The organism is Halorussus lipolyticus, assembly GCF_029338375.1.
GTDB classification, from domain to species: Archaea; Halobacteriota; Halobacteria; order Halobacteriales; family Haladaptataceae; genus Halorussus; species Halorussus lipolyticus.
On sequence record NZ_CP119804.1, the window covers coordinates 1062792 to 1076673 of the forward strand.

The window sequence follows — 13882 nt, forward strand, 5'->3', positions numbered from 1 at the left end:
CGCTTCCATCGAACAGTTGTGACTTCGCTGTTCGAACTGGAAAAGACGGGCGACGTGGACCAGATTACCTCGCTGTTGACCAACAGCAACAGCGAACCGGTCCGCCGCCGCGCGGCCGACATCCTCGGCGAGGTCGATGCCTCCGACGAGGAGGTCGTCGGTCCGCTAGTGACGGCCGCCCAGAGCGACAGCAGTGAGACCGTGCGGGCCGCGGCTATCGACGCACTCGACCAGCGCCACGCCGTCGAGCGACTGGTCTCTGCGCTGACTGGCGAGGAGATTCCGACCGACGGTGCCGAGTGGGCGCGCGCCGAGGCGCTGGTCGAGACCTTATCTGCCGACCAACCGGAACTCCGGATGGCGTCGGCCAACGCTTTGGGACGAATCGGTAACAAGGCCGGGACCAAGGCGCTGGTCAAACACCTCCGGGACCCCGACCAGCGAGTCCGCGCTCGGGCGGCCCGTGCCCTCGGCCGAATCGAGGACCAGCGGGCAATTTCGGCGCTCCGGAAGCGTCTGAGCGACGAGAGCGTCGAGGTCCGCCGGGAGTCCGCCGACTCGCTCGGACGCATCGGCGGCGACGAGTCGCTGGCGGCGCTGTTGGACCTGCTGGACGACGAGAGCGAGACCGTTCGGCGAATCGCGGCCAACTCGCTGGGCAACTTCGGGAGCGCCGAACCGCTCGACGCGCTGGTGTCGATGCTGACAGACGAGAGCGAGACCGTCCGTCGGGCGGCAGTGTTCTCGCTTATCGAACTCCTGTCGAACGCGCCGGGCCAGAAAAGCCACGAACTCCGCGAGCGGATGGTCGAGAAGTTGAGCGCCAACGACCATCGGAGCGTCGTGGACTCGCTGGTGGACATCCTCGAACAGGGCAACCAGCCACATCAGCGCCGGAACGCCGCGTGGTTGCTCGGCCGGGTGACGGGCGAGAACAACCGCGAGGCCGCAATCGAGGCGCTGGCGTCGGTGCTGGACGACGACGACGGGATGACCGCCCAGTTCGCCGCGACCAGCATCGCCGAGGTCGGTGGGGAAATCGCCGAGGACGTGCTATTGGAGGTCCTCGAAGACCCCGAGACCAGTGGAAGCGCGCGTGCCAAGGCGGCGTTCACGCTCGGAAAGGTCGGCGGCGAGCGCGCGCGCCGGGAACTCGACTCGCTCATCGACGAGACCGACGACGAGGAGGTCCGAAAACGAGCCTTCTCGGCGCTGTCGAAACTCGGCGGCCGGGGATAGGGTCGCTGGCACGTGGGCCGCGAAGCACGTTCGGAAGCGCCCCGCATGTCGAGAAAGCGATACGCTCGTCGGGCGATGATGGGTTATCGCGCATGAAATTTCCGCAAAACTTTATATCCGGTTGGTGTCTCTTTTCAGCACAAGATGGTCCGGGACAGGCTACTGAAAATTTTAACTACCTTACGAGATGGAGAGAGCCCCGCCGACGCCCAACGCAACGTGACGTTCGACGGCGGGACCAAGACCGACGAGGTATCGGTCTCCGAAAGCCGAACTGTCACCCGCTCTCAACTTTCTGAGGCGTATCGAGACACCGACGCGAGCGACGACCTTCAGCAAGCGCAGGCGGTCCACCTCGGACACCTTTTAGACGACCCCGAGATGGGAGACGACGACGCCGCCGACCTCGGCCAGCGACACGCCGACGCCGAGGTCACGCCAGCGACGTTCGCCGGGACCTACGAGGCCGGCGTCGAGGAGTTGGTCGGCGAGACGTTCGAGCAGTTGCGCCATCGACTCGCGGACGACAACGAAGCGGTGGCCGAAGAACTTCGACGCGCCGAGGACGAACTCCAGTCGGCGCTGTCGGCGACGATGGCGGACATGCAGACCGGTCTCGACGCCTACGAGGTGGGTGTGGAAGATGAAGGAGAAGCAACCGACGAACAGGAATCGGAAGCCATCGAGCAGGAAGCCGAAGCTGTCGAACAGCAACCGGAGGCGGACGACCTCGAAGCGGCGGCCGACGACGACGAGGAGGAACTCAACGTGGACGACGACGACCTGCTGGACGGCATCGGCGTCCCCGTGTTCATGCTCGACACCAAGCGCGAGGAGGTCGCGGCGTGGAACTCCGCGCTCGAAGAACTGACCGGCGTGTCGGCCGACGAGGCGCTGGGTATCGACAGCGTTAGCGAGGCGTTCTACCCGGACGGTCGGCGCGTGAAGACGCTGGCGGACAAGGTGGCCGAGTTCCCCGAGTCGGCCCACATCGAGTTCGACGTGAAGAAGGCCGACAGCGCGCGCACCCTCTACACCGACGAGAGTACGATGGTGGACCGCGACGGCGTCGAGCGCAAAATCGAGTTCTCGGCCATGCCCCTGTACGACGAGGGCGACCTCATCGCGGTCGTAGAGACGGTCCGCGACCGCACCGAGGACATCCGCCGCCAAGAGGGCATCACTGCGCTGGTCGAGGAACTCATCGGCACCCTGACCGCGATGGAGATGGGCGACCTCTCGGCCCGCGCGTCGTTCGAGGACGAACACGACGTGGTGGACGACTCGCTGGTCGAAGTCGTCGGACAGGTCAACGACATGGCCGACCGGTTCGAGGTACTGACCGAGCGCGTCGGCGAGAAGGCCGACGATTTGGAGGAGTCGGTCGAACAGGCGTCCGAGTCGGCCCGCGTCATCGACGAGCGAGTCGAGGAGCAGACCGCCCAACTCTCGGAGGTCGCCACCCAGATGGAGAACTTCTCGGCGAGCATGGAGGAGGTCGCGGCCAGTTCCGACGAGGTGGCCTCGGCGGCAGAGCAGGCCAAGGCGTCGGCCGACAGCGGTCTCGAATCCAGCGAGGGTGCCCGCGAGGCCACCGAGGAGGTCATCGAGAGCAGTGACCAGTTGGTCGAGACCGTCACCGAACTCGAATCCCAGATGAGCGAAATCGAGGAGGTCGTGGAGGTCATCGCCGAGGTGGCCGACCAGACCAACCTGCTGGCGCTCAACGCCAACATCGAGGCCGCCCGCGCCGGCGAGGCCGGAAGCGGGTTCGAGGTCGTCGCCGACGAGGTGAAGCAGTTGGCCAACGAGACTCGCGAACACACCGAGGAAATCGCCACGCGAATCGAGGACGTGCAGGCCCAAGCCAACGAAACCGTGGTTGCGGTCGAAGAAGGCAACGACCAAATCAAGCGCGCTGGCGAGGAAATCGAGGACGCGCTGGTCGCGCTTGACGAAATCGCCGACGCAGTCGAGGAGGCCGCGACCGGCGTGACCGAAGTCGCGGAGGCAAACGACGAGCAGGCCGCCAACGTCGAGCAGGTCATGGCCACCGTCGAGAACGTCCGCGACCAGACCCAAGAGGTCGAGGCCGCGACCGACCAAATCGTCTCGGCGACCCGCAAGCAGAACGAGACCATCGAGGAACTCTCTGTGCGGGTCAACGAGATGCGAAGCGAGTCCTGACGCCTCGATTCGCGCCATGATTGCATCGAAACCACCAAGAAGACACCGAGGCTACCCCTCGACCGAAGACGAGGCGACGGTTCGCGGACGCGAATCGCGCCGGAACGCTACACACAACGCATGAGCAAGGAAGGCGAGCACAAGATTGCCGACACGCAGGGGAAGTTCTTGCAAGTCGTCAAGAAGGGCCGCAAACTGAACGACCCCGAGTGGACCAGCGGCCGCATCCTGCTGTCGAACAAGCGACTCGTGTTGGCGGGCAATCAGGGCAAGCGGACCATTCCGCTGTCGGAGGTCAAAGGCCTGACCGGGCGCTACGACGTGAATCAGGCGGTGGCCTCGGTATCGGACTACCTCAGCGTCGAGTTCGGCAAGAACGTCGTCCTACTGGCGACCGGCATCGACATCGACGAGTTCGAGACCGAACTCTACGGGGCGCTCCTCAACCAGAAGATGATCCTGACCAAACACCCCGCAATCGAAGGGGGCGTGATTCAGGACACCGACTGGGAGAAGGCGCGGGTCAAGATTACCGAGGAGATGGTCAACGTCGCCATCGCCTCGGGCACGTTCGTCGGCATCGAGTTGGACGACATCGGGTCGGTCGAACGGGCGACTCGGACAGTCAAGGGCGAACAGCGGACCGTCCTCGAAATCGAACACACCCAAGGCGACACCAGCGTCCAGACGTACATCTCGGGCGACACTCGGCGGTGTGCCCTGCTGGAATCGCTGTTCGAGAAGGGCGCGCGCCAGAACGAGGGCGGCGTCGAGTTGGACGAGACCGAGAAGGAAGTCCTGATGGCGCTGTACTCGGGGGTCTCCTCGTTCGAGATTCCGGACTTCCTCGGCATGGACGTGGACGAGGTGGAGTCCATTTTCGAGCGCCTCATCGAAGTGGAGGTACTGGAGGAGGTCCGCAAGCGCCGGGAAGTGAGTCTGAAGACTCGCGGGCGGAACATCGCCAGTGAGTCCATCAACGAGAAGTAGACGCTTAGAGGGAACGTGAAAATCGTTGTTTGAATCTGTTTTTCCTCACTTCGAAGCTCTTGGCGTATTCCTATAATCAACTCTTCATGCAAAAAATATTTGCTTATTTATGTAATGGGTATTACTATGGGAAAGATATCCTCTAAAGTACGAGCGGCAGTTGCAGAGTTCTGTGATGGGAAAATAACCAAATCCGAATTTAAAAAGCGACTGAATGAAATCTACTGTGAACACCCTAACGCCGGAAATATCGGTCGAGCGATTCAGGCAGGGCTAAAAAGTGGAGGAAGCGACGCAACTGATAAACAGAAGGTTTGGAAAGCCGCTGACGAGGTTAGTCAAGACTTTCAGGACGAGTTCGAAGACTGGAAATCCTCATTTGGTCTCTGACTGTTACGTAGTCACACAACTATGGTATGAGTAAGACGATTGGGAACAAGTAAGAAGAATTCTTAGGAATCAAAATTATTTCTTTAGCAATTGTATCTTTGTCTTCAAATGAGTATGACGAAATCCTGCGTGATGCGGGCGGAACTGAATCGCCCTGAAGGTCCCATCTTTCCCGGAGGCGGTACGTCACCGCCCCGGTTTGCCGTAGAGAGCGACCTTACGGTCTACTCTCGCTTCAGTTGCAACAGGGTTACGACGATGGCCGTGAGGCGAAGGACGGTCGTCACCGCCCACATCATCGTCTTTGTGCTGATGCAACCTGCAGTGATGATTCCAGGCATCACGCAGGGTGGTGTCGAGACGACACCATTTTCGACTATACAACCTAAATTCAAAAGAATTGTGATACGCACCGCTCAAAGAAACCTCTCGACGTGTAACGAAAACGGGTGAGTAAATTGCACCACCCGCGTGATACCTGGAACCATATCGACGTTCCACAGCAAGTGAATTAAAACTTGTGCATAGAGGAATGTCTATCTCTGCGTCAAGAATTGGCTACTTTGTTCCGTTCACCATCCCTGAACGAGGGACCGACGACTCACCGAAGCCCCTTCGCCTCGGCCAACTCCCGGAGGCCCTCCTCCAGCGAGACGGTCGGTTCGTAGCCCAACTTCTCGCGGGCCTTCGAGATGTCGGGGTCGCTCTCCTCGATGTCGCCGGGCCGGGGGTCTACGTGGGTAATCTCCGAGGACGAGTCGGTCACGTCCACGATAGTCTCGGCGAGGTCCCGGATGGTGACGCTCCGACCCGTGGCGACGTTGAACGCCTCGCCCACGTGGTCGGTGGTCGCCGCCAGCAGGTTGGCCTGCACCACGTCCCGGACGTGGACGAAATCGCGGGTCTGCTCGCCGTCGCCCTCGATGGTGATGGGACCCTCCTCGGCCTGCTGGAAGAAGACGTTCACGACCGCGCTGTACTCGGGGTTCTGGCGAGGGCCGTAGACGTTGAAGTAGCGTAGCGGGACGGTTTCGAGGCCGTAGAGGTCGTGATACCGCCGGGCGTAGTGGTCCAGCGATAGCTTGTCGATGCCGTAGGGCGAGGTCGGGTCCTTCGAGTCGTCCTCCGAAATCGGCAGGGAGTCGGGGTGGCCGTAGATGGCGGCGGAGGAGGCCAGCACCACCCGAGCGTCCTCGTCGCGGGCACACTCCAGTAGGTCCACCGTCGCGGCGGCGTTGACACGGTTGCTCGCGGGCGGGTCCTCGACCGACTCCTCGACGCTGACCAGCGCGGCCTCGTGGAAGATGAGACTCGCGCCGTCCGTGGCCTCCGCCAGCGTCTCGGGGTCGCACACGTCGCCCTCCACGATTTCGGCCTCGTCGGGCACGTTCTCGCGCGCCCCGCCCGAGAAGTCGTCGAGGACCCGGACCTCGTTGTCGCCGACTAACTCCTCGGCGAGGTGGCTTCCGATGAAGCCAGCACCGCCGGTTATCAGCACCGTCTCGCCGGAAACCGTCGGGCCGACCGTGGACCCGAGCGCGTCGTCGTCACCGTCGTTCATACGACCATCCTCGATTCGAGACGCCAAATAAGCCGGGCCTCGGTTTTGAGAAATGCTATCATGGTCCTCGGTTAGGTCAGGATGGTCCGGACGCGCCGGAGGTCCAGCAGGCCGCCCGCGATGGAGAGGCCGCCCCAGACCGCGATGCCGGCGAAAATCGAGGCCACGACGGCGAGCGCGCCGCCGACCTGCGCGAGGACCGCGACGACCGCAATCGCCATCGCGCCCGTCACCGCGACCACCGCGGTCAGGTGGCGCGCGAGTTCGCCGAGCGACAGCGAGAGTTCGGCGTGGATGACCCAGAGCGTGACCGCCAGCACCCCGGCGTGGGTGATGACCGTCGCGGCGGCCGCGCCGACCACGCCGAACGCCGGAATCATCACGAGGTTGAGGAGGAAGTTGGCGACCGACCCGCCGCCCTTGGCGATGGCACGCTCTCGCGCTCTCCCGAGGAAGTCCAGCGCGTCCCCGGTGATGTACGAGACGGCTTGCAGAATCACGTAGGCCGAAAACACCTGCAAGACCGGCGCGGCGTCCGCCCACTTCTCGCCGAAGACGAGCGTGATGGCGGGTTCGGCCACGATAACCATGCCCACGGCGGCCGGGACGTACAGGAGCAGGATGTACTTCAGCGTGGTCTCGTAAATCTGGGCCGCGTGGTCGGTCTCGCCGTCGGCCTTGTGTTCGCCGTAGGCCGGCGAGAGGGTGAACCCGAGCGAGGCCGCCGGAGAGTGGATGAATCCCATAATCTGCTTGGCGAGGTAGTAGTAGCCCACCGCGACCGGGTTCATGAAGAAGCCGACCAGAATCGTGTCCACGCGCTTGTCGAGAATATTCGCCCCGCGGGTCGCGGTCAGCGGGATGCTGTACCGGGCAACCCGGTTGGTCAGGCCCGGTTCCGGCTTGCTCGACCGGTCGGCGTCCCGGTAGCACTTCCAGTAGAGCATCGCTAACCCGAGGACCGCGCCGACCCCGTAGCCGACGATGTAGCCCACGATGGCACCGAACGCGCCGCCGACGACGAGGACGAACGCCGCCGCGAGGACCAACCGACTCAGCGACCCGATGGCCCGAATCACCGCACTGTTGGTTATCTGGTTGTACCCCTGAAAGATGACCTGCGAGAAGGTGAACAGCGAGTGGACCGCGATGTAGCCAGCCCCGACCACGAGCAAGGGGCCAAGTTCCGGTTGGCCGACCATCCCGGAGACCTGCCCGGCCAGTAGGGCGAACAGGCCGCCCACGACCAGAATGGCCGCAAGCCGGTAAGTCATCGCGGTCCGGAGGACGTGGGGCACTTGGTCCGGTTTCTTCTCGCGGTACTCGGTGATGTAGCGCGCGGCCGCCTTGGCGATACCGAGGTCGGTGAACAACTGGACGACCCCCATCACCGCCAGCGCCGCGCCGAGGAGACCGTACTCCTCCTGCGTGAGGAGGAATCGCGCCAGTACGACCATCAGCAGACCGCTGGCGACCATGTGGAGGACGCGGGCGCTCAGCATCGCCTTGAACGACCGCGAGAACTGTTTCAGGTCCATGTCGAGCTATCGCCCCCGGATGCGTCTGCACGACGCTTCCCCCCGACCGGCCGTGACGACGAAGATTCCCCCGGTCGCCACGGCGCGGAATCGACCGGAAGAAGGCGTTGCTCCCGTCTCGCAGAGTGGTGTTCGCGTAGATTCATGACTGACGAGTTCGCGTCTGACGACGCGCAGTTACTTTCATTCTCCCGCTGTCGGGGCTTTGTTATGACTCGCTTATTCCGAATAAGCGAGGGAAGGCGTGGCACGTCGTCCGACTGTGGCCCGGTGAGTTCCGGTCAATCAGATGCGAGAAACGACACGACGGTCCGGGGGTTCACCAGACCGCTGGCGATGGACAGGCCTGCCCAGACCGCGACCCCGAGGAGGACCACCCCGGCCAGCGAAATCGCGTTCGAGATGAGCGGCGTCGAAGCGAAGACGACCGCCGCCATCCCGATGGCGGTCCCGCCGATGAGTGCCACCGACCGCCCGAGGTCCGACAGCGCGAGGGGTAGCTCTGACTGCATGACCGAGACGTTGATAGCGGTGTACGCGCCGTAAGTTGCGACCGTGGCGAATCCGGCCCCGACGACGCCGAACCGCGGGATGAGGAGCAGGTTCAGCACGAAGTTGGCTCCCGCGGTCACGCCCTTCGCAATCGCCCGGATTCGCGCCCGACCGAGGAAGTCGAGCGTCTTGGTCGTAATCTTGTTGATGGCCCGGAGGACGACGTAGGCCCCGAACACCTGCACGACGGGAACCGCCGAGAGGTACTCCTCGCCGAAGACGACTCGGACCGTCGGCTCTGCGACGAGGACCAGTCCGACAGCGCCGGGGATGTACAACAGCAGGGTGTACTCGACCGCCTGCTGGTAGAGTTCTGCCGCCCGGTCTAACTGCTCGTTGGCCTTCTGCTCGCCGAGTTCGGGCGAGATGGTGAACCCGAGCGACCCGGCGGGCGCGAGGACAGACGACGAAATCTGCTTGGCGATGGTGTAGAACCCGACCGCGGCGGGGTTGAGCAGGACGCCGATGAGGATGGTGTCGATTTTGTTGTTCAGCACGCCCGCGCCCTTCGTCACCGTGAGGGGGACGCTGTACTCCAGCACGCGCCGGGAGAGGCCCTCCTCCGGGGAGTCAGCCTTCTCGTGTCGGGAGTAGAACTTCCGGTAGAGGATGGCAGTCCCGACCAGCATCGCCAGCCCAGCCCCGGCAAGGTAGCCGAGCATCGCGCCGACCGCCCCGAGGCCGAGGCCGAAGACGAACACGACCACGAACACGACCCGGTTGGCGTTGTTCACGATTTGGACCAGCGCGCTCCACTCGACCCGGTTGAACCCCTGAAACAGCAGGCTGTTGAACACACTCAGCGAGTGAACTCCGAGGTAGCCGGCCCCGACCAGCAGGAGCGGCGCGAGTTCCGGCTCGCCGATGAACCGGGCGATAGGTTGGTTGGCGACCGCGAGGACGCCCCCGACCAGCGCGACGAGCGCCAGTCGGTACTTCAGCGCCGCCAGCAGGACGTGGGGAATCTGGGCCGGGTCGTTCTCCTTGAACTCCGAGACGTACCGCGCCGCGGACTTGGCCAGCCCCAAGTCGCTGAACAGTCGCGCGACGCCGACGACCGACAGACCCAGAAAGAGGAGACCGTACTCGGCGGGTTGGAGCAGGTACCGGGTCAGAAGCACCATCAGGGCGGCGTTGGCCGAGATATGGACGATGCGCCCGAGGAAGGTGAGTCTGAACCCCTTCGAGAGTCGGTTGCCGGCCGACATCAGTGCGCGTTCGAGGCGAGGAGTTCGCTCAATTCGCCGACGCTCGGCGCGGCGTCTGGTCGGTTCTCGCGCGTCGAATCGGGTCTCGCGTCGTTGGCCCGGTCGTCGCTCGGTGGTCTCGTTCGGAGAGCGTACATCTCTGCTGAAAGCCACGTGAAATGTCGGCTTTGTTCTGTGCCGGCACCCGACCGACGTGACGGTGCCTACCGCCACCGCAGGCCGACCATACGCTGGTCAGCCAGAGCGTACGACCGACAGCACTCACTGCCGGGTGCGCCCCGTGGTCGTCACAGGCCACGCCAGAATTGCGGTTTCAGAGCTACTGCGGTCTAATTAGCGCGATTAATCGCCGATTTCCTCGCCAAACGGTCACCGTTTATATGGGCAAGTGTCCGTTACCTTGGTGATACGAACCCGCGGACTGCACCGCCGATTCGGACTCTGTGACGCCCGAATCTAGCCATCAAATTTAAATAGGAAATATCACATTGAACGAATTCCGCCAACTATTTAATAGGGTAGTTGGACATTGAATCCGCATGGCACGCGAACACGACACGGCACGAAATGGTGACGACGAGTCCGCCGGATTCGACCGGCGTTCCTACCTCCGACTCGCCGGTACCGCGATAGCATCGTCCGCGATTGTGGGAGCAAGTGGCTCCGCAGTCGCTGTGGAGTACGACACCGTAACCGTCTCGGCAGGCGATACCCGAACGTTCTCGGTCGGGAGCGGCGAGACGCTCGAAAACACCCTCATCGACATCACCGCCGACGGCGCGTCCGCCCGCATCGTCACCAGCGGGAGCGGGTGGACCGTCCGGAACGTCGGTCTCAAGGGCCAGCATCCCGGTGGCCACCACCAGATGATTGTCCGCGTGGACGACCCCGACGGAACCGGTCGCCTCGAAAACGTCTTCCTCGGCAACGAGCAGGCCGACCGGAGCGCCAAGGGCGGCATCTACTGGGACAGCGCGAGTAGCGAGAAAGGCACCATCGTCCTCGACCGCGTTCACATCGCCAACAAGGTTGACAACGGTTTCTACGGCGAGGGCGACGGCTACGGCCACCAAATCGTCAAGAACTGCTACTTCCACAACAACACCATCTCGAACGTCCGGGTCGGGTCACGCCACTCGACCAGTCGCGTGGTCAATACCACGGTCCACATCGACGGCGGCAACCCGCCCTGCGGGGCCGGTTGCTCGTCGCCCGGTTCGACCAACACCCGCGCCATCTGGGCGTGGTTCGGCGAGGTCCACGTCGAGGACTGCGACATCAAGGGCGCGCCCCTGCTGACGAAAGAGGGCGGGAGCATCACCCAGTCGAACACTCGCGTGGGGAGCGCCGCGGACACCTCGCCGCCTGAAGGCGTCCCGATGACCGCCGAGGAGGCCGCCAGCGGCGGGTCCTCCTCGGGCGACTCGGGGTCCGGCGACACCACGACCGGAGACGGGTCGAGCGAGACCTCTTGGGACACCATCACCATCGACAGCGACGGCGGCGGCCTCGCACCCTACGAGTTCACCGTCAGCGGCGAGGTCCAGAAGAACGAGGATTCCTACGAGGACACCGTGGAAGGCGCGACTGCGAGCGGCTCTGTCGGCCCGGAGCGCGGCGTCGATAGCTTCGACTACACCGGCGAGATTACGGCGTTCAGCCTCGACGGCCCCGCGACGGTCTACCGCAACGGCCAAGAGGTCAACCCGGCCACGCTCGGCGAGAGCGAGACCCAACTTCCGAACACGCTCATCCTCGACGGCACCGACTCGCCCAACCGAGCGAGCGACTACGCCTTCGAGGTCAGCGGCGACTTAGAGAAGAGCGCGGAACTCGGCTCCATCAACCCCTACGACAGCATCTCCGGCGGAACGGTCGAGGGCCGCGTCATCGGCGGCAAGGACGCCTACCGGTACTCGGGCGACATCACGAACTTCCGTATCGAGGGGTCGCTGGCCGTCAGTATCGACGACGCCGACGACTCGAAGTAACTTCCACTGTTCTTCCGTTTATCGGCGCGGCCTAAAACGAGCGAAAAGCGACGCGCTCAGTCGTCGGTGGCGGCGACCGAGGGACGACTCTCGACCATCTCTCGATCCGCTTCGGCACGAATCTCGTTGATTAAAGCAATCGTCCACTTGCCCTCCTCCATCGGGACGGGCATCTCGCCGCCGTGAGCCAGCGCCTTTGCTTCGGCGTCGATTTGGTAGTAGTGGGGTTTGAGGCTCTTTTCGGTCTCCCAACTCTCGTCGCGCTTGCTCTTTGCGACCTTCAGGACGTTATCGACCGACCCGCGGACGTGGCCGACCACCTTGTCCACCGTGTTCTGGACGCGCGTGACCGACGAGGACACGTAGTGCTTGTCGAGTTCGACCACGCTCTGAGAGACCAAATCGACCGTCAGCGACTTCTTCTCGCCGTGGAGCATGAGTTGTCGCTGGGGGATGGACCCCGAGATGAGTTTGACGTTACACAGCACGCCCTCGTCGGTGGTGTACTGGAGTTGGGCGCTGTCGTAGGTGAAATCGTAGTCGTACTCGCCCGAGAGATTGGTGGTCGCCTTGACCGACTCGCGGTCCTTCGGGAATCCGCCCGCGCTGAGCGCCAGATAGATGGGATGGGGCAGGCCCTCCTCGAACTCGCCGCCGGGCAGGTCGAAGGCCCACTCGCCGCGGTTGGCGTCGTCGGGCAGGGTGTCGCCGGTGTGAACGAGGTCGATGCCCCAGAGTTCGCCGAGTTCGCCCGACTCGACGCGCTCCATCGCTGTCCGCATCGCCGGGGTGAACCGGTGGTTGTGCATCACCGAGACGGGCACGTCGTGTTCGTCGGCCGCGGCCCGTAGCTCCTCGAACTCCTCGACTGTCTCGGTGATTGGCTTCTCTATCATCACCGGGATGCCCGCCTCGATGGCCTGCTTGGCCAGCGGGAAGTGAGACTGGACCGGCGTGCAGATGTGAAGCCAGTCGAGGTCCTCGGCGTCGATGAGCGATTCCACGTCGAAGTACGCCCGGATACCGTACTCGTCGGCGGTCGTCTTCGCTCTCTCCTCGTCGAGGTCGCACACCGCCACCAGTTCGGTCTCCGGACACTTCTGGAGGCCCGAAAGGTGCCGGTCAGATACGTTTCCTGCGCCGATGACTGCGGATTCCAGCGCCATGCGACCTATAATATTTGTCCGCTATGTATTGTTATGTACCGTATGAAAACGCTCCGGAGCGCGAGAATCGAGCGTACGAGGCCCCAGAGGAATTTTTCGGTCGCGTCAGGCCGTGATTGTAGCCGAGAAAGCGCCTTCAGAGGTCCCGCAGGTCGGGGTGTTCGTGGCGCACGTCCACGTTCCCGAACCCGTTTTCGGCCACCTCGTCTCTGGTGGCCTGCCACTTTTGGTGGCGCGCCAGAATCCAGACCGGGACCTCCTCGACGCCTAGCACCTTCGCAAGCGACAGGCGATTCCGGCCGTCGTAGAACAGCAGGTCACCATCCCGACCGACGTTGACGGTTATCTCGTCGAGCAGGAACCGCTCGGGAACCGGATACTGGCTGTTCTCGATGGGGTTGGCGACGTTCTTCTCGGCCAACTCGCGCTGGGACCGGTAGCCGTTCTCCCGAATCTTCTCGTAGAGGCTGTCCAACCGCCGGCACCGCTGTTCGAACTCGCGTATCGAACCGCAGTCCCACCGGGTCCGCCCGTTCCGAATCTGGGTGGTGATTCGGTCGAAGAAGTCGGTTTCACTCCACGGGACGCCCTCCTCGAAGTGGGCCGCGAAGGCCTCGTAGATGTCGGTGTCCTCGAATCGAGTTTCGAGGAGGTCCCAGTCGCCGCCCAGCACGTCGCCCGCGTGCTTGAACTGGGCCTTGGGCAGACTCTCGGCGGTGACGTACTCGATGCGGTCGGGACTGACCCACGTAATCTCGTAGGGGTCGATGGGCGCTCCTCGCCAGTTCAGCGTCGCCTTCCGGAACTGGGTGGCTCGCAGGTGAGACCGCATGTAGAGGCTCCACCCTCGCTGAATCGCGTCGCCGTACTCCGAGTTCTCCATCAGATTTCGCCCCGTCCCCTTCACGAGTTCTGCCAGAGAGTGGACTCTCCGATTCATATTCGTCACCTCGGAGTAGCACCACGCTCTACATTGTTATACCCCGTTTACGTAACTCTCGGTGGGCCTACCGTGAGTCGCCACAGCAGAAGGCTCGTCGTTCCCGAGGACGAATCGGTC

General features: G+C 63.3%; 11 protein-coding genes. 5 read left to right on the forward strand and 6 right to left on the reverse strand.

Annotated elements, in window-relative coordinates:
* The first annotated feature begins 18 nt into the window (after window positions 1–18).
* The 4 genes from P2T57_RS05395 (at window position 19) to P2T57_RS05410 (ending at window position 4806) form a co-directional block, all read left to right on the forward strand.
* Window positions 19–1239, forward strand: coding sequence for a HEAT repeat domain-containing protein (locus P2T57_RS05395; protein ID WP_276301461.1), 1221 nt, complete (start codon window positions 19–21; stop codon window positions 1237–1239).
* Between the two features lie 219 nt (window positions 1240–1458).
* Entirely contained in the window at window positions 1459–3426 is a 1968-nt protein-coding gene (locus tag P2T57_RS05400) for a methyl-accepting chemotaxis protein (protein ID WP_276301462.1), read from the forward strand.
* Between the two features lie 120 nt (window positions 3427–3546).
* The gene (locus tag P2T57_RS05405; RefSeq protein WP_276301463.1) at window positions 3547–4416 is read left to right on the forward strand and encodes a CheF family chemotaxis protein; all 870 of its coding nucleotides are present in this window, start codon (window positions 3547–3549) and stop codon (window positions 4414–4416) included.
* A 126-nt stretch (window positions 4417–4542) separates the two neighbouring features.
* Window positions 4543–4806, forward strand: coding sequence for a threonine/serine exporter family protein (locus P2T57_RS05410; protein WP_276301464.1), 264 nt, complete (start codon window positions 4543–4545; stop codon window positions 4804–4806).
* A gap of 601 nt (window positions 4807–5407) precedes the next feature.
* Here P2T57_RS05410 and P2T57_RS05415 read toward each other — a convergent pair.
* The 4 genes from P2T57_RS05415 to P2T57_RS05430 form a co-directional block, all read right to left on the reverse strand.
* Window positions 5408–6367, reverse strand: a complete 960-nt coding sequence (locus P2T57_RS05415; protein ID WP_276301465.1) for an NAD-dependent epimerase/dehydratase family protein — start codon at window positions 6365–6367, stop codon at window positions 5408–5410.
* Between the two features lie 71 nt (window positions 6368–6438).
* A complete protein-coding gene (locus tag P2T57_RS05420; protein ID WP_276301466.1) occupies window positions 6439–7905 on the reverse strand; it encodes a flippase in 1467 nt (488 codons plus the stop codon).
* A gap of 281 nt (window positions 7906–8186) precedes the next feature.
* On the reverse strand, window positions 8187–9665 hold the full coding sequence (locus P2T57_RS05425; RefSeq protein WP_276301467.1) for a flippase: 1479 nt from the start codon (window positions 9663–9665) through the stop codon (window positions 8187–8189).
* Complete coding sequence (locus P2T57_RS05430; protein WP_276301468.1) at window positions 9665–9802, reverse strand: hypothetical protein; 138 nt, start codon at window positions 9800–9802, stop codon at window positions 9665–9667. Before P2T57_RS05430 ends, P2T57_RS05425 begins: the two co-directional genes overlap by 1 nt.
* A gap of 402 nt (window positions 9803–10204) precedes the next feature.
* Here P2T57_RS05430 and P2T57_RS05435 point away from each other — a divergent pair, with 402 nt between their 5' ends.
* Window positions 10205–11656: a hypothetical protein gene (locus P2T57_RS05435; RefSeq protein WP_276301469.1), complete on the forward strand. Its 1452-nt coding sequence runs from the start codon at window positions 10205–10207 to the stop codon at window positions 11654–11656.
* 56 nt (window positions 11657–11712) lie between these two features.
* Here P2T57_RS05435 and P2T57_RS05440 read toward each other — a convergent pair whose 3' ends face one another.
* Complete coding sequence (locus P2T57_RS05440) at window positions 11713–12822, reverse strand: Gfo/Idh/MocA family protein (RefSeq protein WP_276301470.1); 1110 nt, start codon at window positions 12820–12822, stop codon at window positions 11713–11715.
* Between the two features lie 136 nt (window positions 12823–12958).
* Window positions 12959–13762 carry a ParB N-terminal domain-containing protein gene (locus P2T57_RS05445; protein ID WP_276301471.1) on the reverse strand — a complete coding sequence of 268 codons (804 nt, stop codon included), beginning with the start codon at window positions 13760–13762 and terminating at the stop codon, window positions 12959–12961.
* Window positions 13763–13882 lie beyond the last annotated feature (120 nt).

What these genes read in the sequence shown, in the direction of transcription:
- P2T57_RS05445 (WP_276301471.1), bottom strand. Translation starts at nt 13,762, where the DNA reads ATGAATCGGAGAGTCCACTCTCTGGCAGAACTCGTGAAGGGGACGGGG.
- P2T57_RS05410 (WP_276301464.1), top strand. Translation starts at nt 4,543, where the DNA reads ATGGGAAAGATATCCTCTAAAGTACGAGCGGCAGTTGCAGAGTTCTGT.
- P2T57_RS05420 (WP_276301466.1), bottom strand. Translation starts at nt 7,905, where the DNA reads ATGGACCTGAAACAGTTCTCGCGGTCGTTCAAGGCGATGCTGAGCGCC.
- P2T57_RS05415 (WP_276301465.1), bottom strand. Translation starts at nt 6,367, where the DNA reads ATGAACGACGGTGACGACGACGCGCTCGGGTCCACGGTCGGCCCGACG.
- P2T57_RS05430 (WP_276301468.1), bottom strand. Translation starts at nt 9,802, where the DNA reads ATGTACGCTCTCCGAACGAGACCACCGAGCGACGACCGGGCCAACGAC.
- P2T57_RS05435 (WP_276301469.1), top strand. Translation starts at nt 10,205, where the DNA reads ATGGCACGCGAACACGACACGGCACGAAATGGTGACGACGAGTCCGCC.
- P2T57_RS05425 (WP_276301467.1), bottom strand. Translation starts at nt 9,665, where the DNA reads ATGTCGGCCGGCAACCGACTCTCGAAGGGGTTCAGACTCACCTTCCTC.
- P2T57_RS05405 (WP_276301463.1), top strand. Translation starts at nt 3,547, where the DNA reads ATGAGCAAGGAAGGCGAGCACAAGATTGCCGACACGCAGGGGAAGTTC.
- P2T57_RS05440 (WP_276301470.1), bottom strand. Translation starts at nt 12,822, where the DNA reads ATGGCGCTGGAATCCGCAGTCATCGGCGCAGGAAACGTATCTGACCGG.